Origin of the sequence: Amycolatopsis sp. NPDC088138 (genome assembly GCF_044741685.1) — a bacterium.
In the GTDB taxonomy this organism is placed as follows: domain Bacteria; phylum Actinomycetota; class Actinomycetes; order Mycobacteriales; family Pseudonocardiaceae; genus Amycolatopsis.
This window is the reverse complement of record NZ_JBIUTB010000002.1, coordinates 1,452,194-1,476,302: the sequence shown is the minus strand read 5'-3', so window position 1 is coordinate 1,476,302 and position 24,109 is coordinate 1,452,194. Positions and strand designations below refer to the sequence as shown.

Genomic DNA, 24,109 nt, shown 5'->3' with positions numbered 1-24,109 from the left:
CGGATCGGCAATGGCGGGCAGTACGGCGGACCACGTGGTGAGTGGCGACCAGGAGGGTGAACGCACCGCGTTCGCCGCCCAGCTGCGCGCCGCCATCGCCACCAGCGGGCTGTCGCTCGACCGGATCCAGGCCCGGCTGCGGGCCCGCGGCGTCGTCGTCAGCGTCACCGCCCTCAGTTACTGGCAGTCCGGCAAGCGGCAGCCGGAGCGGCAGAGCTCCCTGTCGGCCGTGCGCACGCTCGAAGAGATCCTCGACGTCCCCGCCGGGTCCCTGCTCGGCCTGCTGCCCCCGCCCCGCCCCCGTGGCGGCGCCGGCAAGCGCCAAGCCGGCGGCGAGCCGATGTCGTTCCCCATCGAGGTGCTGCAGCCGCTGCTCGACAAGGTGGGCGCGCCGAACGCGCTCGAGCGCCAGCACCCGCTGAAGCTGGTCGGCCTGCACGACCTGTGCGAGATCGCCGAGGACGGCGGCCAGCGCTCGGTGACCGCCCGTGCGGTGTTCCAGGCCGGTTCCGACGGGCAGGACCGGTGGCTGCTGGTCTACACGCAGGACGACCCGGCCGCCGGGCCGCCGGAGCTGCACGCGGTGCGCAACTGCCGGATCGGCCGGGCCGAGGTCGACGAGGCGCACGGCCTCGTCGTCGCCGAACTCGTCTTCGACCAGCCGATCAACCGCGGCGAGACGCACCTGATCGAGTACACGCTGACCAACAGCGGGCCGCCGTACCCGGAGTGCCGCAACACCCACTACCGCGAGTTCCGCCGCCCGGTGCGCGAATACCTCCTGGAGGTCCGGTTCGCGCCGGGCACCGCGCCGGACCGCTGCTGGCAGTACGCCCACCACGGCAGCGGCGGCACGCTCACCCGCCGCCGCCTCAAGCTCGACGGCGGCGACGGCGTCCACGCGGTGGCCCTCGACTTCGGCCCCGGCGTCTTCGGCATCGACTGGGACTGAGCCTCAGGACAGCTTGGTGCGCAACACCTTCCCGGTCGCGTTGCGGGGCAGCTCGTCCAGGAACTCGACGTCGCGGGGCACCTTGTAGCGCGCCAGGTTCGCCTTGACGTAGTCGCGGACGGCGTCGACGTCGAGGTCCGCGCCGTCGGCCAGGACGACGAACGCCTTGAGCCGCTGGCCGAACTCCGGGTCCTTGACGCCGATCACCGCGGCCTCGAGGACGTCCTCGCGCTCGACCAGGAGGTTCTCCACCTCGATCGGGAACACGTTCTCGCCGCCGGAGACGATCATCTCGTCGTCGCGGCCGTCGATGAACAGGAGGCCGTCCTCGTCGAAGTGGCCGACGTCGCCGCTGGAGAGCAGGCCGTCGATGATCTCCTTGTGGCGGCCGTCGGTGTAGCCGCCGAAGCTGAGCCCGCTGCCGACGAACACCCGGCCGGTCACGTGCGGTTCGGTGATCCGGCCGCCCTTTTCGTCGTACAGCGCGACTTTGCAGCCGACCGGCGCACGGCCGACCGTTCCGGGCGCCCGCACCCAGTCCTCCGGCGTCGCGACGGTGGCCACGGCGACCTCGGTCGAGCCGTACAGGTTGTGCACGACCGGTCCGAACGCCTCGTTGGCGCGGTTGCCGAGGTCCGGCGACAGCGCCGAGCCGGCGACGAAGATGATCCGCAGCGACGACGTGTCGTACCGGTCGAGGACGTCCTTCGGCAGGTCGACGATGCGCTGCAGCATGGTCGGCACGAGCACCAGCGCGGTGCACCTGTGCTCGGCCACCCCGCGCAGCGTCTCCTCCGGGCTGAACTTGCGGCGCATCACGACCGTCGAGCCGAGTGCGAAGGACAGGATGAACTGCGACAGCCCGGTGCCGTGGAACAGCGGCGCGCCCATGTACGTGGCTTCGTTGGCGCGCAACGGGATCCGGTCGAGGAACTGCGCGGACGCCAGCGCCGAGGTGTGCGGCCGGGGCGCGCCCTTCGGCGTCCCGGTGGTACCGCTGGTCAGCAGCACGAACCCGCCCGGCTTGGCCGGCGCGGGCCACGGCCGGTCGTCGGTGCTGGCGATGATCTCGGCGAGCACCGGGACGTCCCGGGCGGACAGGTCGCTGTCGGCGTCCACCCAGGCGAGGTAGCGGTCGACGTTCTCCGGGATGGCGTCGAGCAGGCCGGTGAACTCCTGGTCGTACACGAGCGCGGTGACGTTCTCGCGCTTCGCGACGTCGGCCAGCTGCGGCTTCGCGAACCCGGTGTTCATCAGCAGGAGGCGGACGCCGAGCTTGCCGGCCGCGGCCATCGTCAGCACCAGGCCGCGGTGGTCGCGGCAGAGCGCGGCGACGACCTGGCCGGGCTTGATCCCGCGCTCCGACCAGGCCCTGGCCAGCGCGTTCGACTGGTCGTCGAGCTGCTTGTAGGTGAGCGGGCCGACCTCGTCGACGATGCCGACGGCGGTCGGGTCGCGGCGCGCGGAGATGTGGTTGGCGCCGGCGAACGGCCCGTACTTGCGGATCGCGACCAGCGACCGGAGGCCTTCGTCGACGCGGGGGAAGGGCACCAACCCCGCCCGCCTCATCACGTCGACACTGCGCGCCGTCTCGGCCACCTTGTCCGCCACCTGCGTGGCGAGCGCGACCAGGCTCATCCAGGCACCTCCGTTGCTGCGGGAAGAGCGCCCCACGCCGTACCGGCGGTATGGGGGCTACTCGACAGTAAACCAAGCCCGCCGCGCCCGCACCAGACGTGCTCCCTCCGAAACTGTCGGTGCTGGTCGGCACAATGTGTTCGTGCAGGTGATCGCCGGGCGGGAGGAGGACGGGAGCTTCACCGTGCATTCGCCGTCCTCGACGTCGCCGACCGTGTCCGGCCTGGACGAGGCGGGTTTCGCGGCGCTGGCCCGGGAGCTGGAGGCTTCGCTCGGGCCGCGGTGGGTGTTCCCGTCGGTCGAGGGCACCTATCCGGTGCTGGTGGCGGCCGGGGTGCGGGTGCGGCGCTGTCACGACCTCGCGCTGGCGGAGGGGCTGCTGCTGGCGCACGCGGGTCAGGAGGGGCAGTCGCGGAGCCTGCGCGCGGCCTGGGCCAGGGCGAACGGTGAGGAACCGCCGTCGGATTCGGCGGACGTCGAGCTGGCGCAGCCGACGCTGTTCGACACCCGGATGCCGACCCTGCCCGAGGGCGTGACGGTCGTCACGGCGGTCCAGCGCGTGCTCGCCGAGCAGGAGCGGCGGGTCGCGGCGACCGAGTACCCGGACCGGTTCCGGCTGCTGCTGGCCGCGGAGTCGGCGAGCGCGCTGGCCGCGGTGGAGATGTCGGCCGACGGCCTGCCCTGGCGCGCCGACCTGCACGAGGAGCTGCTGACCGCGCGGCTCGGCCCGCGGGTGCGGGCCGGCGAGCGGCCGAAGGTGCTGGTCGAGCTGGCGGCGAAGATCACCGAGGCGTTCGGCGGCCGGGCGGTGAACCCGGACTCGCCACCCAGCGTCGTCCGGGCGCTGGCGCGCGCCGGGATCGAGGTGCCGTCGGCGCGGAAGTACTTCCTCAAGGGCATCGACCACCCGGCGGTCGGGCCGCTGCTGGAGTACAAGGAGCTGTCGCGGCTCTACACCGCGAACGGCTGGACGTGGCTCGACGAGTGGGTCGCCGACGGCCGGTTCCGCCCGCACTACGTCGTCGGCGGCGTGGTGTCCGGGCGGTGGGCCAGCCGCGGCGGCGGGGCGCTGCAGATCCCGAAGGTGCTGCGCACGTGCGTCCGGGCGGACCCGGGCTGGAAGCTGGTGGTGGCCGACGCCGCCCAGCTGGAACCCCGGGTGCTGACGGCGTTGTCGGGCGACCGCCGGCTGGCCGACGTCGCGGCGGCGACGGACCTGTACGCGCGCCTCGGCGAAGCGCTGTTCTCGGGCGCCCGCTGGGTCCCGTTGTCACCGGACGACGACCGAGACGACCGGGCGCGCGCGAAGATCGCGATGCTGTCGGCGATGTACGGCGGCACGTCCGGGGAGGCGGGGCCGCTACTGGCGTTGCTGCGCCAGCGGTTCCCGGACGCGGTGTCCTATGTGGAGCACGCGGCCCAGGCGGGTGAGCGCGGTGAGCGCGTCCGTTCCCGTCTCGGCCGCACGTCCCCCGCCCCTTCCGCGGCGTGGCGGGCCCTCACCGGCGGCTTGGCCTCGGACGAAGCGGCGGAGCTGAAGGCCCGCCGCGCGTCGCGAGGCTGGGGCCGCTTCACGCGCAACTTCGTCGTCCAGGCCAGCGCGGCGGACATGACGGCGGTGATGCTCGCGACGCTGCGCCGCCGCCTGCCGTCTCCCGCCCACCTGGTCTTCTTCCAGCACGACGAGGTGATCGTCCACACGCCCTCGGAGCTGGCCTCTGTCGTATCGGAGTCCATTATGGACAGCATCGCGGAGGCAGCCACGATGCTGTTCGGCGAGGCCTGCCCGGTCCGCTTCCCGATGCACATCGCCCCGGTCGACACCTACGCCGACGCCAAGTAACCGTGCCGACCCCCCAATCACGCGAGAACTCGCGTGTCGTCCATCCAGGTACGCGTGTCGTCCACCCAGGTACGCGAGTTCGCCGTTCCGGTACACCGGACTCGCGTGCTTGGAGGGCCATCACTCGTGATCGGAGGGACGACACTCGTACCTGAGTGGACGACACTCGTACCTGGATGGACGACACGGGTCAGGCGAGGGCGTCGTCCAGGGCCTTGGTGATGCGTTTCAGCGAGACCGGGTGGGCCGTGCCCAGGGTCTGGGCGAAGAACGAGACCCGCAGTTCCTCGATCATCCAGCGGACCTCGTCGAGCGCGGGTGACGACGTGCCAGGCGGGAGGGAAGCGAGAGCCTCGCGGTATTCCCCGGTGATCCACGCGATGTCCGCCGTGCGCTGGAGGTCGCGGGTCTGCTCCGAGACCAGCTTCTCCAGGCGCCGCGAAATGCCCTGCAGGTAACGGACCACGTTGCGCAGCCGCGAAGCACCTGTAGCAGTCACGAAACCCGGGTAGACCAAGCCGGACAGCTGAGACCGCATGTCCGCCAGGGACTCCGCCGGGCCGCGGGTCGACGGCAGTGCCACCTCGACGTCGTTGGCCGCGCGGAGGATCTTCTCCACGTCGGTCAGGACGTCCAGCACCGCCGGGTGCAGGCCCGCCCGGACCTTCTCCAGCAGTACCTTGAAGCCCGTCTCGTCGAACGCCGGGCCGCCGCCCGCCGCCATCAGGGAGTCCACCGCGCAGTCGACGCAGTCCTCCAGCAGCGCCGCGACGCTGCCGTGCGGGTTGCGGTTCAGCACCAGCTTCGACGAGTTGGTCAGCGACCGCGTGATGAACTTCATCGGCGAGCTCAGGTTCAGCCGCAGCATCCGCCGCGTGCCCGCCCACATCGCGTGCTCCTGCTGGGCCGGCGTGTCCAGCATCCGCACCGCCACCGACGCGCCTTCGTCGACGAGCGCCGGGTACGCCTTGACGTCGTGACCACGCTGCGTCGATGCGAAAACCCGGGGCAGGGAACCGAACGACGGCTTCGTCAGGCCCGCCTTCTCCAGGCTGTTGGCCGCCTTCGAGATGGTCTCCCGGACCTTCGGCGCCAGCTTGAGCTGCAGCAGCGAGACGTCCTTGCCCTCGGCGACGCGCTTGCCGCGCTCGTCGACGACCCGGAACGTCACCTTCAGGTGGTCCGGCACCGACGCGAGATCCCAGTCGGCATACGGGATCGTGATCCCGCGCAACGCACGCAGCTCGCGGCCGAGCACCTCCAGCAGCGGACCGTCCGAAGGCGACACTCGCGAAAGGACGTACTTGGCGGTGTCCGGCGCCGGGACGAAGTTGCGGCGCAAGGCCTTCGGCAGCGACTTGATCAGCTGCGTCACCAGTTCCGGCCGCAGGCCCGGCACCTGCCAGTCGAAACCGTCCTCGGTGACCTGGTTCAGCACGGGCAGCGGGATGTGCACGGTGACGCCGTCGGCGTCCGCGCCCGGCTCGAACTGGTACGTCAGCTTGAAGACCTGCGTGCCCTGCGTCCACGAGTCGGGGTAGTCGCCCTCCCGGACGCCGCCCGCGGTTTCGTTGATGAGCATGGACTTCTCGAACGAGAGCAGGTCCGGCTGTTCGTGGCGGGTCTTCTTCCACCACGTGTCGAAGTGCCGCACCGACACCACGTCCGCCGGGACCCGGGCGTCGTAGAACTCGTACAGCGTCTGGTCGTCGACCAGGATGTCGCGGCGCCGGGCGCGGTTCTCGAGGTCCTCGACCTCCTCCAGCAGCGCCCGGTTCTCGGCGAAGAAGTGGTGGCGCGTCTGCCAGTCACCCTCGACCAGCGCGTGCCGGATGAACAGCGCCCGCGACATCTCCGGGTCGATCCGGCCGTAGTTGACGCGCCGGTCGGCGATCAGCGGGACGCCGTAGAGCGTCACCTTCTCGATCGCGATCACCGCGCCCTGCTTGCGTTCCCAGTGCGGCTCGGAGTAGTTGCGCTTGACGACGTGCTGCGCCAGCGGCTCGACCCACTCCGGCTCGATGCGCGCGTTGACCCGCGCCCACAGCCGGGACGTCTCGACCAGCTCGGCCGACATCACCCATCGCGGCTGCTTCTTGAACAGCGCCGAACCGGGGAACACGCCGAACCGCGCGCCGCGCGCGCCCAGGTAGTCGCCCTTCGCCGGGTCCTTGAGCCCGATGTGCGAGAGCAGCCCGGCGATCAGCGACGTGTGCACCTTCTGCGGGTCGACCGCGTCGGTGTTCGTGTTCAGCGAGATGCCGAGCGGCTTGGCCAGCTGACGGAGCTGGCTGAAGATGTCCTGCCACTCGCGCACGCGCAGGTAGTTGAGGTACTCGTTGCGGCACAGCCGGCGGAACTGGTTGCTGGACAACGCCTTCTGCTGCTCGGAGACGTACTCCCACAGGTTCAGGTAGGCGAGGAAGTCCGACGTCGGGTCGGCGAACCGCGCGTGCTGCTGGTCGGCCTGCTGCTGCTTCTCGGACGGCCGCTCGCGCGGGTCCTGGATGGACAGCGCGGCCGCGATGATCATCACCTCGCGGACGCACCCGTTCCGCGCGGCCTCCAGCACCATCCGGCCCATCCGCGGGTCGACCGGCAGCTGCGCGAGCTTGCGGCCGATGTCGGTGAGCCGGCGGTCGCTGTTCCCGGCGGCCGCGCTGTCGAACGCGCCCAGCTCCTGCAGCAGGCCGACGCCGTCGGTGACCTGGCGGCGGTCCGGCGGTTCGACGAACGGGAACGCCGCGATGTCGCCCAGCCCCAGCGACGTCATCTGCAGGATGACCGAGGCCAGGTTGGTCCGCAGGATCTCCGGGTCGGTGAACTCGGGCCGCGCCTCGAAGTCCTCTTCGGAGTAGAGCCGGACGCAGATGCCGTCGGACGTCCGGCCGCAGCGGCCCTTGCGCTGGTTCGCCGACGCCTGCGACACCGGCTCGATCGGCAGCCGCTGGACCTTCGTGCGGTGGCTGTAGCGCGAGATGCGCGCGGTGCCCGGGTCGACGACGTACTTGATGCCCGGCACGGTCAGCGACGTCTCGGCGACGTTGGTCGCGAGCACGACCCGGCGCCCGGTGTGCTGCTGGAACACCCGGTGCTGGTCGGCCGCCGACAGCCGCGCGTACAGCGGCAGGACCTCGGTGCCCCGCAGGTCGGCGCGGTTGAGCACGTCCGCGGTGTCGCGGATCTCGCGCTCGCCGGAGAGGAACACCAGGACGTCGCCCGGGCCCTCGGCGCACAGCTCTTCGACGGCCTCGAGGATGCCCTGGGTCTGGTCGCGCTCGTCGTCCCCTTCGGGGTCTTCCGGGTCGACCAGCGGCCGGTAACGGACCTCGACCGGGTACGTCCGGCCGGAGACCTCGACGATCGGCGCGTTGTCGAAGTGCTTCGAGAAGCGCTCCGGGTCGATGGTCGCCGAGGTGATGATGACCTTGAGGTCGGGACGCCGCGGCAGCAGCTGCTTGAGGTAGCCGAGGATGAAGTCGATGTTGAGGCTGCGCTCGTGGGCCTCGTCGATGATCAGCGTGTCGTACTGGAGCAGCGACCGGTCGGTCTGGATCTCGGCCAGCAGGATGCCGTCGGTCATCAGCTTGACCAGGGTGTCCTGCCCGGACTGGTCGGTGAACCGCACCTTGTAGCCGACGGTGTCGCCCAGCTCGGTCTTCAGCTCGCTCGCGATCCGGTCGGCGACCGTGCGCGCGGCCAGCCGCCGCGGCTGCGTGTGCCCGATCTGCCCGCGGACGCCGCGGCCCAGCTCGAGGCAGATCTTCGGCAGCTGGGTGGTCTTGCCGGAGCCGGTCTCCCCCGCGACGATCACGACCTGGTGCGCGGCGATGGCCGCGCCGATCTCGTCCTTGAGCCTGCTGACCGGCAGTTCTTCGGGGTATTCGATCTTGGGCACGCTCTCGCGGCGCGACAGCAGGCGCAGCTCGGCGGCGTCGACGTCGGCGGCGATCCTGGCGAGGGCGGAGTCACGGTCGCGGGCCTTGCGGGCACCGTCGAGCCGCCTGCGCAGCCGGTGCTCGTCGCGCGGCATCAGCTCGGGCAGGCGCGCACGCAGCGCTTCGAAAGGGGATGGTGTGGACATACTCGGTCCAAGAATAGCCGTGCGTGACGACGCGGGCTCCTGAATATCCCCGTGGCGTGACCGGCGGCACCCCGAAACGCCGTGAAGGCCACCTTGAGGGACTCTGAGTCCCTCAAGGTGGCCTTCACGGACGACGAGCGTCAGCCGGGCTGGCCGGGCTGCTGCGGGTGCTGCTGCTGGGCGTACGGCTGCTGCTGCGGGGCCTGGCCCGGGAACTGCTGCTGCGGCTGGCCCGGGTAGCCCTGCGGGGCGCCCGGCGCCGGCGGCTGCTGCGCGAACTGCTGCTGCGGCTGCGGCGTGGCCTTGGACCGGCCGAGCACCAGCGCGCCGACGATCAGCGCGACGCCGACCAGGCCCAGCACGATCCCGAACGTCGGCTGCATGTCGTCGGCCCACGAGAGCAGCCGGAACTCCATGTCGAACTGCTCGAGGACGAAGGTGCCGAAGCCGAGGACGGCGAACAGGATGCCGATCCGCATCATGATGGAAGACAAGGAGAACCCCCAACGGGCAAGGAAAATGGGAGCCGGCCGCCCCCGACGGCCCGCAATGGGACTCGAACGATAACGACCGGCCCGTGCCTTGTCCCCGGATTTCCCGTTTTGTTACCTCACGTCCGCTGGAGCGAGTCCGGGCCCAGGTCGGCGAGGGTGCGGTGGCCGGAAAGTCCCATCGTCAGGTCGAAGTCGGCCAGCAGGCTCCGCAGCACGTGGCGCACGCCGTCCTCGCCCGCGTGCGCCAGCCCGTAGACCCACGGGCGGCCCAGCAGCACCGCCCGGGCGCCCAGCGCGAGCGCCTTGAGGACGTCGGCGCCGGTGCGGACGCCCGAGTCGAACAGCACCTCCAGCCGGTCGCCGACCGCCGCGACGATGCCCGGCAACGCCTCCAGCGCGCCGATCGCGCCGTCGACCTGGCGGCCGCCGTGGTTGGACACGACGATGCCGTCCATCCCGGCCTCGGCCGCGCGGCGCGCGTCCCCGACGTGCTGGATGCCCTTGAGCACGATCGGGCCGTCCCAGTGCTCACGCAGGAACGGCAGCTGGTCCCAGGTCCGGTCGGAGCCGGTGATCAGGCCGATCCAGCGCAGGATCGCGGTGGGCGGGTCCTCCTCCGGCGTCTTCTCCAGCAGGCCGCGGAACACCGGGTCGGTGAACCCGACGGCCAGGCCCTCACCCTTCAGGAACGGCAGGTACGCCTGGTCCAGATCGGACGGCCGCCAGGCCAGCGTCCACGTGTCGAGCGTGACGACCAGCGCGGTGTAGCCGGCCGCCTTCGCCCGGGCCAGCAGGCTCGCGCAGACGTCCGGGTCGCCGGGCCAGTACAGCTGGAACCAGCGCGGGCCGTCGCCGCTGGCCTCGGCGACGTCCTCGATGCCGGTCGACGACGCCGTGGACAGGATGAACGGCAGGCCGACCGAGGCGGCGGCGCGGGCGGTGGCGGACTCGGCGTCCGGGTGCACGATCGACTGGACACCCACCGGGGCGACGGCCACCGGCGCGGGCAGCCGCGTGCCGAGCACCGTGGTCGAGAGGTCGCGGTCGGTGGCGCCGGTCAGCATCCGCGGCACGACGCGCCAGCGGTCGAACGCCTCGCGGTTGGCCAGCGCGGTCGCGCCGGAGCCGGCCGCGCCCGCGACGTAGGAGAACGGGCCGGGCGCCATGACCTCGCGGGCCGACGCTTCGAGCTTCGTCGCGTCGGTCGAGCACGGCGGCAGCTGACCACCGAGTCCCTGCAGGTAGAGCTCGTTCTGGTAGCTGCCGAAGCGTTCGGTCACGTCTGCCTCCTCGCGTTCGAAGGCGCACTGTACTCGCCGGTACGGCTCAGCCGGGGAGACGCTGCATGGGTTGCATCGGCGGTCCGCCGGGTGGGGCGAAGGCGGGCCCGTGGTCGGTGAACCCCAGGCGCCGGTAGAGCCGCGCGCTCTCCGGTGAGCTGGCTTCGAGGTAGGTCCACGCGCCCTCGGCGTCGTAGCGGTCGAGGCCGTGGCGGAGCAGCCGCTCGCCGAGGCCTTCCCGCTGGCGGCCGGGCAGGACGCCGATGAACTGCGCGTGCCAGTGCGGTTCGCGCGGCTCGCGGGTGGCCATCAGGCCGAGCAGCGCGCCCAGCCGGTGCAGCTCGTCGTCGTCGAGCCCCGGGATCAGGAAGTCGCCGTCGATCTCACCGCCGGCGGGGGTCCAGATCACCGCGGCCGTGTGGTCGGTGGTCACGTCGACGTTCCCGGTCGCGATGCCGAGCTCGGCGAGCGCGCGGAAGAACGCCGGGTGGGCGCGGGTGCGGCGGCGGTCGTCGCCCGGGAAGACCCAGCGGCTCATCGGGTCGTCCTGGAACGCCGCGACGAGGACGCCGACGACGGCGTCCACTTCGGACGGACCCGCGGACCGGACGTCGCTCATCGGCTCACCAGCTCCTCGGCTTCGCGGACCGGACCGCCGATCCCGGCGTAGACGTCCGGGCGCCGGGTGCGCAGCGACTCGGCCCGCAGGAAGCCGACCAGCCCGGCCAGCACCAGCAGCCCCGGCAGGCCCCAGCGCAGCAGCGGGTTCGCGCCCTCCGGGCCGAGCAGGACGTCGAAGTGGGCGACGATCAGCACCAGGATGACGCTCAGCGCCAACGCCGCCAGCAGCGGCGCGAACCGGCTCCGCCAGGGCGTTTCCGCACCCGGGTGCCGCCGGAAGAAGCCGACCACGGACAGCGAAACCGCGATCATGATGATCGTGACGCCGGTCGACGCGGTGACGCCGGTCCAGGTGAACAGGTCCGTGAACGGGTCACGGCCGGCCAGCGCGAACACCGCGACGACGACGAACGCGATCGTGGTCTGGACCAGGGAGCCCCCGATCGGCGCGCCGGTGCGCTTGCTCGTGCGGCTGAACCCGACGGGCAGCAGCCCTTCCCGGCCGAGCGCGAAGAAGTAGCGGGAGACCGCGTTGTGGAAACTCAGCATCGCGGCGCACTGGCTGGTCAGAAACAACACGTAGGCCACGTGGGAAAACACCGGACCGAGGTGTTCCCCGGCGATACCGAACAACAGTCCCGGCCCTTCGGCGGCGGCCCGTTCCACGATGTGGTCCGGCCCGGTCGCGACCGCCATCCCGAGTGCGGAAACGACGAACAGCACCGCGGTCAGGCCGATCGCGATGTACGTCGCGCGGCCGACCGTCCGGCTCGGGTCGCGGCATTCCTCGCCGTAGGTCGCGGCGCCTTCGAAACCGAGGAAAACGGCGATGGAAAAAGCGAAGACGGCGCCGACACCGGCAGTGAACAGGCTCGACGGCGAAAGCGGTGTCAGCGAAACGTGGCCGCCCGCCGGGTGCGCGAACATCCCGGCGTCGGCCACGATCAGCACGACGACTTCCAGAGCCAGCGCGACGCCGAGCACCTTCGCGTTGAGGTCGATGCGCAGCACCCCGGCCGCACCGGCGACCAGCACCGTCAGCAGCGCGACCAGCCACCACGGCACGGTCACGCCGAACAGCATGCCGAGCCACGCCGAAACGGAAAGGCCGAAGATGCCGTAGATCCCGAGCTGGATCGAGCTGTAGGCGACCACCGTGACGTACGCGACACCGGTGCCCGCCGATTTCCCGATCCCGTGCGCGACGTACGGGTAGAACGCGCCGGCGTTCGTGATGTACCGGCTCATCGCGGCGTAACCGACGGCGAACAACGCGAGCACCGGAGCCAGCACCACGAACGAAAGTGGCACGCCGATGCTGCCTGTCACAGCGTAAGTCGCCGAAACCCCGCCGGCGACCGCGTACAGCGGACCTGCCGCCGCGACGATGAAGAACACGATCTGGGCGGCACCGAGCCGCCGGGTGCCGAGGCCGCGCCGTTCCGGCGTGTGCGTGCGCATGAACCTTTCCCCGCATCGAAAACCTGCCCGCCGCCGGGCGCTCCCCATTCCCCCGGGGGAGTCCGAGCCCGTGGTGATCTTGGCGGCGGTCCACAGAGTAGGGGCAGCGGACCCGGCGGCGGTACGGCCGATCGGGGTAAAACACCGATGGCGCCGAAAACCGCGCCGGGACGTACCGCTATCTTCGGCATCCTTCCCTTCGACAGCCCAGGGGGCCCATTTCCGTCATGCGCCGGCTCACCTTGGTCGATTCGTTCTTCTTCCTCGGGCACGACGAGTTCACCGGGCGCGCGGTGCTCGGCCGGACGTCGCTCGGCATCGGGCTGGCCGGCGCGGTGTTGTGCGACCTGCTGTTCACCGACCGGATCACCGTCGAAGACCGCAAGGTCCGCCCGATCACCGGGCGGCTACCGGGAATTCCGACCATGGACCGGATCTTTTCCGAAATCCTTTCCGAAACGGCGGCCCACGGCGTGCGCGACTGGATCGACCACCTGCGCGCGACGCTGCCGTCGATCACCGCCGACAACCTGATCTCGCTCGGGCTCGTGCGCCGGGCACCTGATCGGGTGCTGTTGCGCCGCACGCACCGCTACCCGCCCGCGGACCTGCTCGTCTCGACGGCCGCGCGGAGCAAGGCCCGCTCGGCGGTGTTCGGCGTCGACCGGCCCGACCCGCATTCGGCGTGCCTGGCGCTGCTCGCGTGGACCGCGGGCGTCTCCGACCTGTGCGAACCGGAGCTCGGCCGGGCGCAGGTGCGGGCGTGGATGGCCGACACCCACGAGGCGCTCCCGCGCCGCATCGCCGACGTGATCACCGGGGTGGAGGCGGTCGCGGCGGCCGTCGTCTACACCGGCGACCGGAAGTGACCCGCGGGTAACCTGGGCGCGTCCGCCGTCGACGTCCCCTTGGAGGAGACATGCGCGCCCACGACGTGGTCCTGTTCGGCGCCACCGGCTTCACCGGCGGCCTGACCGCCGAGTACCTGGCCCGGCACGCGCCCGCGGACCTGCGCTGGGCGCTCGCCGGGCGCAACCGCGGCAAGCTCGAGGCCGTGCGGGCGAAGCTCGCGGAGATCGACGACCGGTTCGCCACGCTCGACCTGCTCGTCGCCGACTCCGGCGACCCGGCGTCGCTGCGCGCCGTCGCCGAGGCCACGAAGGTCGTGATCACGACGGTCGGGCCTTACCTGGACCGCGGTGAGCCGCTGGTGGCGGCGTGCGCCGAGGCGGGCACCGACTACGTCGACCTGACCGGCGAGGCCGAGTTCGTCGACCTGATGTACCTCAAGCACGACCGGCGCGCCCGCGAGACCGGCGCGCGGCTGGTGCACTCGTGCGGGTTCGACTCGATCCCGCACGACCTCGGCGCGTGGTTCACCGTGCGGCAGCTGCCCGAAGGCGTGCCGCTGCGGGTCGACGGGTACGTCCGGGCGAGCGGGATGCCGTCGGGCGGCACGTTCCTCAGCGCGCTGACCGTCATGGGACGGCTGCCGGCCGGGGCCCGCGCCGCTCGCGAGCGCGCCGCCGCCGAGCCGCGCCCGGCGGGCCGGTTCTCCCGCGCCCCGCTCGGCCGCCCGCACCGGCTGGCCGGCCCGGGCTGGTGGGCGGTGCCGCTGCCGACGATCGACCCCGAGGTCGTCCGCCGGTCGGCGACAGCGGTCGAGCGCTACGGCCCGGACTTCACCTACCGGCACTTCGCCGCGGTCAAGCACCTGCCGGTGCTGGCGGGCGGCGCGGTCGGCGTCGGCGCGCTGTTCGCGGCCGCGCAGGTCCCGCCGGCCCGGCGAGCGCTTTCCCGGCTGCTGGCGCCGGGCAACGGGCCGAGCCCGCAGCGCCGGGCCCGGTCGTGGTTCTCGGTGCGGTTCGTCGGCGAGGGTGGCGGCAAGCGCGTGGTGACCGAGGTGTCCGGTGGCGACCCCGGTTACGACGAGACGGCGAAGATGCTCGCGGAGTCGGCGTTGTGCCTGGCGACCGACGACCTCCCGGAGACGGCGGGGCAGGTGACCACCGCGGCCGCGATGGGCGACGCGCTGCTCGACCGGCTCACCAAGGCGGGGATCAGCTTCGAGACGCTGTGACCATCCTCAGTGGACTGCCGGGGCGGGCAGTCCACTGAGGACCCGGTCAGCCCACCAGCAGGTGGACCAGGTGGCCGACGTTGTGGATCGCGAAGTACGCGATGTCGGCGGCCGCGTAGACGATGTCCGAGATACCCATGGTGAATCCTTTCGCCAGTGTGCTCAACGGAGAGTTACTGCGCGGTAACACCTTGAGCATTGGTCCAAATGGCCTAGCAGACCAGGTTTGATGATCGTTATGCTCCGCGCGGGGGATGAATGAGACAAATCACCTCGCGCCGGGAATGACCTGGGTCACAGGAGGGGTGCGGCCGGCCGCGATCTGTGCCGCGGCCGGAGTTTTCACGCGGTTTCACACGCTTGCGGCGTGAAATTCCGGCGGTGTGATGGAGCTTCTGCCGCTCCCGGCGCGCGATTAGCGTCGAGCGGGTTCTGCATCGATTTTCGGGCGGAACCTCCCCTTTCCCCAGTTTTCCCAAGGAGCGTCATGAGACTGCCCCAACGGTTCGCCGCGCTCGGCGGGGCGACGGCGGCGGGCATGGTCGTGGTCGGCATCGCCGTCGCCGCGCCCGCGCAGCCCGTCCCCACGCCACCCCCGGCGGTATCCGCCGCGCAGGCCCAGGCCAACGCCACGAACGCGGCGGCGGGCCTGGTCGCGGCCCGGCCGGCCGCCCTGTTCGCCGGGTCGCACGACAAGTTCGTCCAGCGGGACGTGCGGTCCGCGGCCGGCCTGTCCTACGTCGTCTACGACCGGACCTACGACGGCCTGCCCGTGGTCGGCGGCGACCTGGTCATCGCCACCGACTCGGCGGGCACGGTGAAGACCACGTCCGTGGCCCAGCAGCAGCCCCTCGGTGACCTCGACGTCCACGGCGCCAAGCTGTCGGCGGCCCAGGCGGACGCCGTCGCGGCCAAGCAGGTCCGCGGGCCGAAGGGCCTGCCGGGCGGGAAGCTGGTCGTCGTCGCCGACGGCAGTGGCCGGCTCGCGTACGAGAGCAATGTCGAAGGCACCGACGAGCACGGTGAGCCGAGCAGCCTGAGCGTCTACGTCGACGCCGTGGACGGCCGCGTGCTGCGGAGCGTGCAGCACGTCGCCGCGGGTACCGGCACCGGCAAGTGGAACGGGCCGTCCCCGCTGCCGCTCAACACCACGAAGTCCGGCAGCACGTACTCGATGGCCGACCCGGGCACGGCCAACCTGGACTGCCGCAACTACAGCACCGACACCGTCCTCACCGGACCGGACGACAGCTGGGGCAACGGCACCGGCACGAACATCGAGACCGGCTGCGCGGACGCGCTGTTCGTCACGCAGACCGAGAAGAAGATGCTCTCGGCGTGGGTGGGCCGCAACGGCTTCACCGGCAACGGCGGCGCCTGGAAGATCCGCGTCGGCCTCGACGACGAAAACGCTTACTACTACAACTCGCGCCCGGCCTACGTGAACCTCGGGCACAACCCGAGCGGCGAATGGGTCGGCTCGCTCGACATCCTGGGCCACGAGATGGGCCACGGCGTCGACGACTACTCCGGCTCCGGCGGTTTTTCCGGCGGCGGCACGCAGGAGTTCATCGCCGACACCTTCGGCACGGCCACGGAGTTCTACGCGAACGAGCCGTCGCAGTACGACCCGCCGGACTACGCGATCGGCGAAGAGGTCAACCTGGTCGGCACCGGCGCGATCCGCTACATGTACGACCCGTCGAAGGTCGGCGACCCGAACTGCTACTCCAGCTCCACCCCGAACGCGGAGGTGCACAAGGCGGCCGGGCCCGGCGACCACTGGTTCTACCTGCTGGCCGAGGGCAGCAACCCGGCCGACGGGCAGCCGACGAGCCCGACCTGCAACAGCAGCACGGTGACCGGGCTGGGCATCCAGAAGGCGATCAACATCATGCACGGCGCCGTCCAGCTCAAGACGTCCGGCAGCAACTACCTGCGGTACCGCACGTGGACGCTGCAGGCGGCGAAGAACCTGTACCCCAACAGCTGCACGGAGTTCAACACCGTGAAGGCGGCTTGGAACGCGGTGAGCGTGCCGGCTCAGTCGGGCGATCCGACGTGCACCGACACGCCGCCGACGACCACGACCACCCCGCCCACGACCACCACCACCCCTCCCCCTGGTGACTGCACCGGCCAGAAGCTGCTGAACCCGGGCTTCGAGTCGGGCAAGACGTCGTGGACCGACCCGAACACCACCATCGGCCAGTGGGGCACCCAGGCGCCGGCGCGCTCGGGCACCTACGCGTCGTGGCTCGGCGGCCAGGGCGTGACGCACACCGACACGCTTACCCAGTCGGTGGCGATTCCCGCGGGCTGCCACGCGAGCCTGACGTTCTGGCTGCGTGTCGGGACCGCCGAGACCGAGAACGTCGTCTACGACAAGCTCGTCGTGTCCGCCGGCTCGACGGCGGTGGCGACGTACTCGAACCTCGACCGCAACGCGGCCTACGCGCAGAAGACGATCGACCTGTCGTCCTACGCCGGCCAGACGGTGACGCTCAAGTTCGCCGGGATCGAGGACCAGTCGCTGCAGACGTCGTTCGTCGTGGACGACACCGCTGTCACGCTCAGCTGATCCCGCCGGGGCCTGCCACCTACTTTGGTGGCAGGCCTCGTTGCGCCGGCTGCGCCGAGTACTCATGCTTACCCGATCGGAGGTGAGCATGGAGGCGAGTGCGCTCGAGCCGGCCGACGCGGACCTGCCCGGCGAGGTGGCCGCGGCCGTCCGCGAAGGACCGTTCGACATGGCCTTCGACCTGGTGATCCGGCATCGCGGGCTGAGCCTGGAGGGCCTGCAGCGGCGGATGGCGATCCGCGGCGCCCAGGTCAGCCTGGCGACGCTGAGCTACTGGCGACGCGGCCGACGTCACCCCGAAGGGGGACGTTCACTGCACGCCGTGCGCGTCGCGGAAGGCTGCCTCGGCCTGCCCGCCGACGCCCTCACCGCCCTGGTGGCCCCGGCCCGGCCGCGCGCCCGCCGGGCCGAGCCGTGGCCGAGCGGGGTCAGCCTGGCCAGCGCGCTCGGCGCCGAGCCGACCGAGCTGGGCTCGTGCGACGGCATCGACCTCGACGGCAACGCGCGGCTCGCGATCGCCTCGGTGCACCAGCGGGCGACGCTCACCGCGGACCGCACGGAGGCGTCGGTGCGCACGGAGATGGTGGTGACCAGCCGCGAGGACGGCGTCGACCGCTGGGTGTCGTTCTTCCGCCCCCAGACCGGCGGCGCGCACCAGCCGGCGCTGCGCTCGGCGCACTGCTGCCGCCCGGGCCGGATCCGCCGCGACCCGTCGTCGGAGCTGCTGGCCGTGGAGCTGCGGTTCGACTACCCGCTGCGCGCGGGCGAGACGTACGTGTTCGACTTCGACTTCGGTTACGACGGTGAGCCCCCGGAGACGAGCTACCTGCAGTTCGGCATCCGCGCCCCGGCCCGCCAGCTGGTGCTGCAGGCCCATTTCGACCCGGCGGCGGTGCCGGTGCGCTGCCACCGCTACCACCGCCCGCGCGACGGTTCCCCGGACGTCGTCGGCGAACCGGAGCTGCCGGTGGGCCCGAGCCTGACCAGCCACATCGCGGTGCTGGACGCGCAGCCGGGTGTCTACGGCATGGTCTGGGAGTGGGACTGAACCTGCGCCGCCACCCGCTGCCTGTAAGCCGCGCGGCCCGCCGGATCGAGGCTCGGGCCAGCGCGGTGCTGGATGCGCAACCTGGGTGCCTGCGGCGCGGAGTGGGACTGACCGGTCGGGGGGGGGGGGGGGGGGGGTGATACTAGAAGTGAGATAACAATACGGGGCGACCCGGCCCCCCCCACGCGGCGGGTGGGCGGGGGGGGGCCGGGGGGGGGGGGGGGGCGTCGGGGGGGGGGGGGGGGGGGGTTTGTGCTCGTGGGGTTTGTTTTTTAAACAATTTCCACCCCCCCCCCCCCCCCCCACGACCGGTGACCTGCGCCGCCACTCGATCGGTGTAGGCCGCGCGGCCCGCCGGGTCGAGGGAGGTCAGCGCTCGGTCGTCGCCGATCAGGCCTCGGAGCCATGACATCACTGGCTCCGGCGTCAGCGCTGACAGGAGGTCCCAGCCGCCAACCCAGCGGGGGACCGCCGTTTCCGCTCGGCGAGTCCGCAGGGTGCCGGCGATCGCGCGGGCGACGTCCTCGGCGTCCACTGTGGGCAGTGCGCCGCCTAGTCTCACCCCCGACGCCAGTTCGGTGCGGACCGCGCTGGGCAGCACCGCGCTCACGCTCACCCCGGTGCCCGCGTACTCTCGCCGGACCGCCGCGGTCAGGCCGACCGCCGCGAACTTGCTCGCGTTGTACACAGCCATGCCCGGCAGCGGGATCTTCCCCGCCATCGACGCGACGTTGACGACATGCCCCCGCCCGCGCGCGATCATCCCCGGCAGCACTGACCGCAGCCCGTGGACGAGCCCCTGCACGTTGACGTCCATGGTGGTCCGGCCGACCGCGTCCGGCTCCTCCAGGAAGTCGCCCAGCGGCATCACGCCGGCGTTGTTCACCAGGACGTCGATCCGGCCGAACCGGCCGGTCACGGCATCGGTGAAGGCGGCGAAGGACTCGCGGACCGTGACGTCCAGGGGAAAACCGTGCGCGCCCTGGACCGCCTCGGCCAACACCGTGTCCAGGTCGCCGACGCACACCGTCGCACCGAGGGCGGCGAACTCCACGGCGGTCGCGCGGCCGATGCCACGCGCCCCGCCCGTGATGGCGACGACCGCGCCGCGCGGGTCGATCGCCGGGTAGCGGTCACCGGACAGCATGGATCTCGTAGTCCTTTTCGTCGAAGGAACCGACCTGCGACCGCAGCCGGGCGGTCGAGAACGGCCAGCTGAAACTGTTGCGGCCGTTCACATCCGTGTAGTAACTCGAACAGCCGCCGGACTGGTAGACCGTGCCCGGCAGCGCCGCCTGGACCTCCGCGTTGAACGCTTCCTGAGCCTCCGGCCGCACCGAAACCGAGGCCCAGTCCGAGCGCAGCGTGCGGGTCACCGCGGCGACCGTGTGCCGCAGCTGGGCCTCCAGGATCATGAACGCCGACGTGTGCCCGGTGCCGAGGCTCGGGCCTAGCAGCAGGTACAGGTTGGGGAAACCGGCGACCGTCGTGCCGAGGAACGCCTGCGGGCTGCCCTTCCAGTGGTCGTCCAGGCTGCGGCCGTCGCCGTCGAAGACGCGGGCCGACACCGGCATGTCGAGGATGTGGAAACCCGTGCCGAAGATGATCGTGTCGACCTCGGCGATCGAGCCGTCCGCGCCCAGCACCCGGTTGCCGGAAACCGAGGAGACCGCCGTCGCGTGGACGTCCACTGTGGACCTTGTCAGCGCGCGGTAGTACGTGTTCGACATCAGCAGCCGCTTGCAGCCGAGCGTGTAGTCCGGCGTGAGTTTCCGGCGCAGCAACGGATCTCGCACGGTCAGCCGCAAATGAGCCAAGCCGAGCTTCTGGACCTGCCGCAGCAGCCATGGGTGCCGGAAGCCGAGGCCGAGCGTCTCCATGGCGCCATACTCCACGCGGCGCAACACCCGTTGCAGCGCCGGGAACCGCCGCAGCAGGAACCGCTCGACGCCCGGGACGTGGTGGTCCGGCTTGGGCAGCACCCACTGGGCCGTGCGCTGGAACAGGTGCAGCCGCTCGACCATCGGAACGATCTCCGGGACGAACTGCACCGCCGACGCGCCGGTGCCGATCACCGCGACTCGTTTCCCGGCGAGGTCGTGGTCGTGGTTCCAGCGCGCGGAGTGGAAGACCTCGCCGGGGAAACTGTCGAGGCCGGGCAGGTCCGGGATCAGCGGTTCGTGCCACGGCCCGGTGCCGGCGACCAGGATCCTTGCGGTGTAAGGCCCCCGAGACGTCTCCAGCTCCCATCGCGCCTCAAGGGCGTTCCACTGCGCGCGTGTCACCTCGACACCGAAGTGGATGCGCTCGGTGATTCCGAACCGCGAGGCGGTGTCACGCAGGTAGGAGCGGATCTCCGCCTGCCCGGCGAAGGCGCGCGTCCACTCGGGATTGGGGGCGAAGGAGTACGAGTAGAGCGCGGACGGCACGTCGCAGGCGCAGCCGGGATAGGTGTTGTCGCGCCAGGTCCCACCGAGCGTTTCGGCCTTCTCAAGCACGGCGAGGTCGTCGACGCCGACCTGGCCGAGCCGGACGGCGGCACCCAGCCCCGACGCCCCGGCACCGACGACGAGGACCGCGAAGTCGCGTTGATCCATTTTCGGAGACTAGCAGTATCTCGATACTGTCGGTACCCCGATTCCGGCTCCGGCTAGAGTGGGCGCATGGCCCGACTCACCCGCGCGGAAAGCCAGGCGCGCACCCGCGAGCAGCTCATCGAGACCGCCAAGCAGCTCTTCCTGCACGACGGCTACTCGGTGACGTCGCTCGAGAAGGTCGCCGACGAAGCCGGGTACTCGAAGGGCGCGGTCTACTCGAACTTCCGCAACAAGGACGAGCTCTGCCTCGCGGTGCTCGACCGGATCCACGACGAGCAGGTCGCGGCGGTCGCCGAGGCCCTGGTCGGCGCGGACGGGATGGAAGGGCTGCTGGCCGCGTTCCAGTCCTGGGCCGAGCGCAGCATCGGCGACGAGGCGTGGACGGCCCTGGAGGTCGAGTTCGCCACCAACGCCCGGCGCAACCCGCACGTCCGCGCCGAGCTGGCCGCGCGCGACAAGACCATTCGCGACACCATCGCGGGCCTGCTCTCGGGGTACGCCGAGCGCTTCGGGATCACGCTCCCGATGTCGGCCGACGACGCCGCGACGGCGTTGCTCAGCCTGGGCATCGGCCTGGGCGTCCAGCGGGCGATCGACCCGACGATCCCGGTGAACGTGCTGCCGGACGTCATCCGCATTTTCGCCGGCGCGCGCTGACCACACCGAAACCGTCTACTTTCCCCGGTCTTTTTTCCCTATTTGCCAACAACTTCCTCCCCCCTTGTGGCGGTGCTGACCCTTCGCTACCGTGGCGCTACGCCGCAGCACCACCAGCAACCCGTTTCCGGCAGCCGAAGGGCCACCGAATTCCGGGTGCTGTCAGTCATGCCCAACAGCGTCATTGAAAACGTCCGTGCTCCCCCACGGCACGTCCCCCGCGGAAAGGGTTTTCCCCCATGAGCAAGAAGTTGCGGCCGGTCCTGATCGGCGCGCTCGGCGCGGCCTCCGTCGCGGCCCTCGTGATCACCACGCCCGCGCTCTCCTCGGCCGCCCCCGCGCCGCTGGCCGCGCAAAGCGCCTCCGTCAAGGCGACCGGCGACCTTTCCGTCGCGGCCAAGAAGGAGATCGCGATGAAGCTGGTCTCCAGCGCGGAAAACTCCTCCCTGGACTGGAAAGCGCAGTACAAGTACATCGAGGACATCGGCGACGGCCGCGGGTACACCGCCGGCATCATCGGTTTCTGTTCCGGCACCGGCGACATGCTCGAGCTCGTGCAGGCCTACACCGACGCCGTCCCGGGCAACCCGCTCGCGAAGTACCTTCCCGCGCTGAAGAAGGTGAACGGCACCGACTCGCACAGCGGGCTCGGCTCGGCGTTCGAAAGCGCGTGGAAGCAGGCCGCGGCCACCACGGCGTTCCAGACCGCGCAGAACAACGAGCGCGACCGTGTGTACTTCAACCCCGCGGTGAGCCAGGGCAAGACGGACGGCCTCAGCAACCTCGGCCAGTTCGCCTACTACGACGCCATCGTGATGCACGGCCCCGGCACCGACCACAGCAGCTTCGGCGGCATCCGGTCGGCCGCGCTGAAGAAGGCGAAGACCCCGGCGCAGGGTGGCGACGAAGCGACGTACCTCAAGGCGTTCTTCGCCGCCCGCAAGGTCGTCATGAACGAGGAAGAGGCCCACTCCGACACCTCGCGCATCGACACCGAGCAGGTGACGTTCCTCAACGCGGGCAACTTCGACCTGCACACCCCGCTGAAGTGGAAGGTGTACGGCGACTCGTACACCATCAACTGACGACACGTGCGCGGTCGGCGTGGCGCCGCTAGGGTCTCCGGCCATGGGCAGGAGATTCCTCGGCGCCACGCTGGCCGCGGCCGCGTTGCTGGCCACCGCCGCGAGCCCCGCCGGAGCCGTCCCGCCGTCCTTCCACGGGAAGGCCGGCCAGGTCGTCACCGTCGTCGCGGACTCGGCGAGCGCGACCACCGCCGTCCTGACGGCGTGGCAGCGCACCGGCACCGGCTGGACCAGGGCGTACGGCCCGGTCCGCGCGTTCGTCGGCCAGGACGGGATCGGCCGGGCCAGCGAGTCGACGTCGCACACCCCGGCCGGCGTGTGGACGCTGACCGAGGCCTTCGGGATCCGGCCGTCCAACGGGACCCGGCTGCCGTACCGGCGGGTCACCACCTCGGACTGGTGGGTGTCCGATGTGAAGTCCCCGTACTACAACAAGCACTTCTCCTGCGTTCCCGGCACGTGCCCGTTCAACGAGGCCGCCGGTGAGGATCTCGGCAAGGCGGGCCCGGTCTACGACCACGCCGTCGTGCTCGACTACAACCGCTCGCCCGTCGTGCCGGGCGCCGGGTCGGCGTTCTTCCTGCACGTCAGCAACGGGAAGCCGACCGCGGGCTGCGTCTCGATCCCGGGCACGGACCTGGACGCGGTGATGCGCTGGCTCGACCCGGCGCGGCACCCGGTCGTCGACATCTCGGTCAGCGGCTGAGCAGCTCGTCCGCCGTGCGGGTGTTGATGATCCGCTCGGGCCCGATCCCGGCCTTGATCGCCCGCTCGCAGCCGTAACCCTGCCAGTCGAGCTGGCCGGGCGCGTGCGCGTCGCTGTCGATGGCGAACTCGCAGCCGAGGTCCGCGGCCAGGCGCAGCAGCTTCATCGGCGGGTCGAGGCGTTCGGGCCGCGAGTTGATCTCGACCGCGACGCCGTTCTCGCGGCACGCGGTGAACACGGCCTTGGCGTCGAACTCCGACTCGGGACGCCCCTTGCCGGTGACCAGCCGCCCGGTGCAGTGCCCCAGCACGCGGACGTGCGGATTCCGCACCGCGGCGAGCATCCGCCGGGTCATGTCCCGCGACGGCATCCGCAGCTTCGAGTGCACGCTCGCGACGACGAAGTCGAGCTGCGCCAGCAACTCCTCTTCCTGGTCGAGCGCGCCGTCGTCGAGGATGTCGACCTCGATGCCGTGCAGCAGCCGGAACGGCGCCATCAGCTCGTTGGCCTTCGCGACGATCTGCATCTGCGTCCGCAGCCGGTCGGGCGACAGTCCGTTCGCGACGGTCAGCCGCGGCGAGTGGTCGGTCAGCACCATCCACTCGTGCCCGATCTCCCGGCCCGCGACGGCCATCTCCCCGATCGAGCTGCCGCCGTCGGACCAGTCGGAATGGGTGTGGCAGTCGCCCTTCAGCGCGGACCGCAGCGGTTCGCCGTCCGGCAGCTTCGCCTCGACGATCTTCTCGCGGTACGCCGGATCCCGGCCGGCCAGCGCGTCTTCGATGACGCCGGCGGTGGCCTTCCCGATCCCGGGCAACGAGGTGAGCGTGCCGTTTTCGGCCATCGAGGCCAGCCGGCCGGCATCGGTCTTGTCGACGGTGGCGGCGGCGTTGCGGAACGCGCGCACCCGGTAGCTCGGCTCCCCCGCGCGTTCCAGCTGGAACGCGATCTCCCGCAAGGCCCATGCCGGATCCATGGGACC

Annotated in this window: 18 protein-coding genes; 9 read left to right on the top strand and 9 right to left on the bottom strand. The window is 71.2% G+C overall.

The genetic code is table 11. From position 1 onward, the window contains the following. The first annotated feature begins 10 nt into the window (after positions 1-10). Positions 11-952, top strand: a complete 942-nt coding sequence (locus tag ACIOD2_RS14555; protein WP_400537794.1) for a hypothetical protein — start codon at positions 11-13, stop codon at positions 950-952. Positions 953-955: 3 nt separating this feature from the next. Here the strand turns inward: ACIOD2_RS14555 and ACIOD2_RS14550 are convergent, their stop codons facing one another. Next, the gene (locus ACIOD2_RS14550; protein WP_400537792.1) at positions 956-2,590 is read right to left on the bottom strand and encodes an acyl-CoA synthetase; all 1,635 of its coding nucleotides are present in this window, start codon (positions 2,588-2,590) and stop codon (positions 956-958) included. 142 nt (positions 2,591-2,732) lie between these two features. On the opposite strand from ACIOD2_RS14550, the gene ACIOD2_RS14545 reads away from it, so the two are divergent. Continuing rightward, a complete protein-coding gene (locus ACIOD2_RS14545; protein ID WP_400537791.1) occupies positions 2,733-4,433 on the top strand; it encodes a bifunctional 3'-5' exonuclease/DNA polymerase in 1,701 nt (566 codons plus the stop codon). 190 nt (positions 4,434-4,623) lie between these two features. Here the strand turns inward: ACIOD2_RS14545 and hrpA are convergent, their stop codons facing one another. The 5 genes from hrpA to ACIOD2_RS14520 all read right to left on the bottom strand — a co-directional run bounded on the left by hrpA (position 4,624) and on the right by ACIOD2_RS14520 (position 12,373). Further along, on the bottom strand, positions 4,624-8,517 hold the full coding sequence (gene hrpA, locus ACIOD2_RS14540) for an ATP-dependent RNA helicase HrpA (RefSeq protein ID WP_400537789.1): 3,894 nt from the start codon (positions 8,515-8,517) through the stop codon (positions 4,624-4,626). 140 nt (positions 8,518-8,657) lie between these two features. Beyond that, a complete protein-coding gene (locus ACIOD2_RS14535; RefSeq protein WP_400537787.1) occupies positions 8,658-8,999 on the bottom strand; it encodes a hypothetical protein in 342 nt (113 codons plus the stop codon). 128 nt (positions 9,000-9,127) lie between these two features. Continuing rightward, positions 9,128-10,291, bottom strand: a complete 1,164-nt coding sequence (locus ACIOD2_RS14530) for a lactate 2-monooxygenase (protein WP_400537785.1) — start codon at positions 10,289-10,291, stop codon at positions 9,128-9,130. Between the two features lie 46 nt (positions 10,292-10,337). Beyond that, a complete protein-coding gene (locus ACIOD2_RS14525) occupies positions 10,338-10,910 on the bottom strand; it encodes a GNAT family N-acetyltransferase (protein WP_400537783.1) in 573 nt (190 codons plus the stop codon). Beyond that, positions 10,907-12,373: an APC family permease gene (locus tag ACIOD2_RS14520; RefSeq protein ID WP_400537781.1), complete on the bottom strand. Its 1,467-nt coding sequence runs from the start codon at positions 12,371-12,373 to the stop codon at positions 10,907-10,909. The genes ACIOD2_RS14525 and ACIOD2_RS14520 overlap by 4 nt, the downstream gene beginning before the upstream one ends. A 227-nt stretch (positions 12,374-12,600) precedes the next feature. Between ACIOD2_RS14520 and ACIOD2_RS14515 the strand changes: the two genes are divergently transcribed. The 4 genes from ACIOD2_RS14515 to ACIOD2_RS14500 all read left to right on the top strand — a co-directional run bounded on the left by ACIOD2_RS14515 (position 12,601) and on the right by ACIOD2_RS14500 (position 18,082). After that, entirely contained in the window at positions 12,601-13,242 is a 642-nt protein-coding gene (locus ACIOD2_RS14515) for a GPP34 family phosphoprotein (RefSeq protein ID WP_400537779.1), read from the top strand. Positions 13,243-13,292: 50 nt separating this feature from the next. Further along, the gene (locus ACIOD2_RS14510) at positions 13,293-14,453 is read left to right on the top strand and encodes a saccharopine dehydrogenase family protein (protein WP_400537777.1); all 1,161 of its coding nucleotides are present in this window, start codon (positions 13,293-13,295) and stop codon (positions 14,451-14,453) included. Between the two features lie 487 nt (positions 14,454-14,940). Then, positions 14,941-17,034, top strand: coding sequence for a M4 family metallopeptidase (locus ACIOD2_RS14505; protein WP_400537775.1), 2,094 nt, complete (start codon positions 14,941-14,943; stop codon positions 17,032-17,034). Positions 17,035-17,122: 88 nt separating this feature from the next. After that, complete coding sequence (locus ACIOD2_RS14500; protein ID WP_400537773.1) at positions 17,123-18,082, top strand: hypothetical protein; 960 nt, start codon at positions 17,123-17,125, stop codon at positions 18,080-18,082. Between the two features lie 142 nt (positions 18,083-18,224). On the opposite strand, the gene ACIOD2_RS14495 is transcribed toward ACIOD2_RS14500, so the two are convergent. Beyond that, positions 18,225-19,229 carry an SDR family oxidoreductase gene (locus ACIOD2_RS14495; RefSeq protein ID WP_400537771.1) on the bottom strand — a complete coding sequence of 335 codons (1,005 nt, stop codon included), beginning with the start codon at positions 19,227-19,229 and terminating at the stop codon, positions 18,225-18,227. Beyond that, positions 19,216-20,679, bottom strand: coding sequence for a flavin-containing monooxygenase (locus ACIOD2_RS14490; protein WP_400537770.1), 1,464 nt, complete (start codon positions 20,677-20,679; stop codon positions 19,216-19,218). Before ACIOD2_RS14490 ends, ACIOD2_RS14495 begins: the two co-directional genes overlap by 14 nt. A 66-nt stretch (positions 20,680-20,745) precedes the next feature. Between ACIOD2_RS14490 and ACIOD2_RS14485 the strand changes: the two genes are divergently transcribed. The 3 genes from ACIOD2_RS14485 to ACIOD2_RS14475 all read left to right on the top strand — a co-directional run bounded on the left by ACIOD2_RS14485 (position 20,746) and on the right by ACIOD2_RS14475 (position 23,127). Further along, complete coding sequence (locus ACIOD2_RS14485; RefSeq protein ID WP_400537768.1) at positions 20,746-21,336, top strand: TetR/AcrR family transcriptional regulator; 591 nt, start codon at positions 20,746-20,748, stop codon at positions 21,334-21,336. 239 nt (positions 21,337-21,575) lie between these two features. Next, positions 21,576-22,421 carry a chitosanase gene (locus tag ACIOD2_RS14480; RefSeq protein ID WP_400537766.1) on the top strand — a complete coding sequence of 282 codons (846 nt, stop codon included), beginning with the start codon at positions 21,576-21,578 and terminating at the stop codon, positions 22,419-22,421. 43 nt (positions 22,422-22,464) lie between these two features. Beyond that, positions 22,465-23,127 carry a L,D-transpeptidase gene (locus ACIOD2_RS14475; RefSeq protein ID WP_400537764.1) on the top strand — a complete coding sequence of 221 codons (663 nt, stop codon included), beginning with the start codon at positions 22,465-22,467 and terminating at the stop codon, positions 23,125-23,127. Here ACIOD2_RS14475 and ACIOD2_RS14470 read toward each other — a convergent pair. Next, positions 23,117-24,103: a PHP domain-containing protein gene (locus tag ACIOD2_RS14470; RefSeq protein ID WP_400537762.1), complete on the bottom strand. Its 987-nt coding sequence runs from the start codon at positions 24,101-24,103 to the stop codon at positions 23,117-23,119. The two genes, ACIOD2_RS14475 and ACIOD2_RS14470, sit on opposite strands and share 11 nt — an antisense overlap. Between the last annotated feature and the right edge of the window lie 6 nt (positions 24,104-24,109).

Bases quoted from the DNA above. Each gene is read 5' to 3' on its own strand.
- hrpA (WP_400537789.1), bottom strand. From the start codon at position 8,517: ATGTCCACACCATCCCCTTTCGAAGCGCTGCGTGCGCGCCTGCCCGAG.
- ACIOD2_RS14525 (WP_400537783.1), bottom strand. From the start codon at position 10,910: ATGAGCGACGTCCGGTCCGCGGGTCCGTCCGAAGTGGACGCCGTCGTC.
- ACIOD2_RS14500 (WP_400537773.1), top strand. From the start codon at position 17,123: ATGGAGGCGAGTGCGCTCGAGCCGGCCGACGCGGACCTGCCCGGCGAG.
- ACIOD2_RS14550 (WP_400537792.1), bottom strand. From the start codon at position 2,590: ATGAGCCTGGTCGCGCTCGCCACGCAGGTGGCGGACAAGGTGGCCGAG.
- ACIOD2_RS14510 (WP_400537777.1), top strand. From the start codon at position 13,293: ATGCGCGCCCACGACGTGGTCCTGTTCGGCGCCACCGGCTTCACCGGC.
- ACIOD2_RS14495 (WP_400537771.1), bottom strand. From the start codon at position 19,229: ATGCTGTCCGGTGACCGCTACCCGGCGATCGACCCGCGCGGCGCGGTC.
- ACIOD2_RS14480 (WP_400537766.1), top strand. From the start codon at position 21,576: ATGAGCAAGAAGTTGCGGCCGGTCCTGATCGGCGCGCTCGGCGCGGCC.
- ACIOD2_RS14520 (WP_400537781.1), bottom strand. From the start codon at position 12,373: ATGCGCACGCACACGCCGGAACGGCGCGGCCTCGGCACCCGGCGGCTC.
- ACIOD2_RS14485 (WP_400537768.1), top strand. From the start codon at position 20,746: ATGGCCCGACTCACCCGCGCGGAAAGCCAGGCGCGCACCCGCGAGCAG.
- ACIOD2_RS14475 (WP_400537764.1), top strand. From the start codon at position 22,465: ATGGGCAGGAGATTCCTCGGCGCCACGCTGGCCGCGGCCGCGTTGCTG.
- ACIOD2_RS14555 (WP_400537794.1), top strand. From the start codon at position 11: ATGGCGGGCAGTACGGCGGACCACGTGGTGAGTGGCGACCAGGAGGGT.
- ACIOD2_RS14470 (WP_400537762.1), bottom strand. From the start codon at position 24,103: ATGGATCCGGCATGGGCCTTGCGGGAGATCGCGTTCCAGCTGGAACGC.
- ACIOD2_RS14490 (WP_400537770.1), bottom strand. From the start codon at position 20,679: ATGGATCAACGCGACTTCGCGGTCCTCGTCGTCGGTGCCGGGGCGTCG.
- ACIOD2_RS14505 (WP_400537775.1), top strand. From the start codon at position 14,941: ATGAGACTGCCCCAACGGTTCGCCGCGCTCGGCGGGGCGACGGCGGCG.
- ACIOD2_RS14515 (WP_400537779.1), top strand. From the start codon at position 12,601: ATGCGCCGGCTCACCTTGGTCGATTCGTTCTTCTTCCTCGGGCACGAC.
- ACIOD2_RS14535 (WP_400537787.1), bottom strand. From the start codon at position 8,999: ATGATGCGGATCGGCATCCTGTTCGCCGTCCTCGGCTTCGGCACCTTC.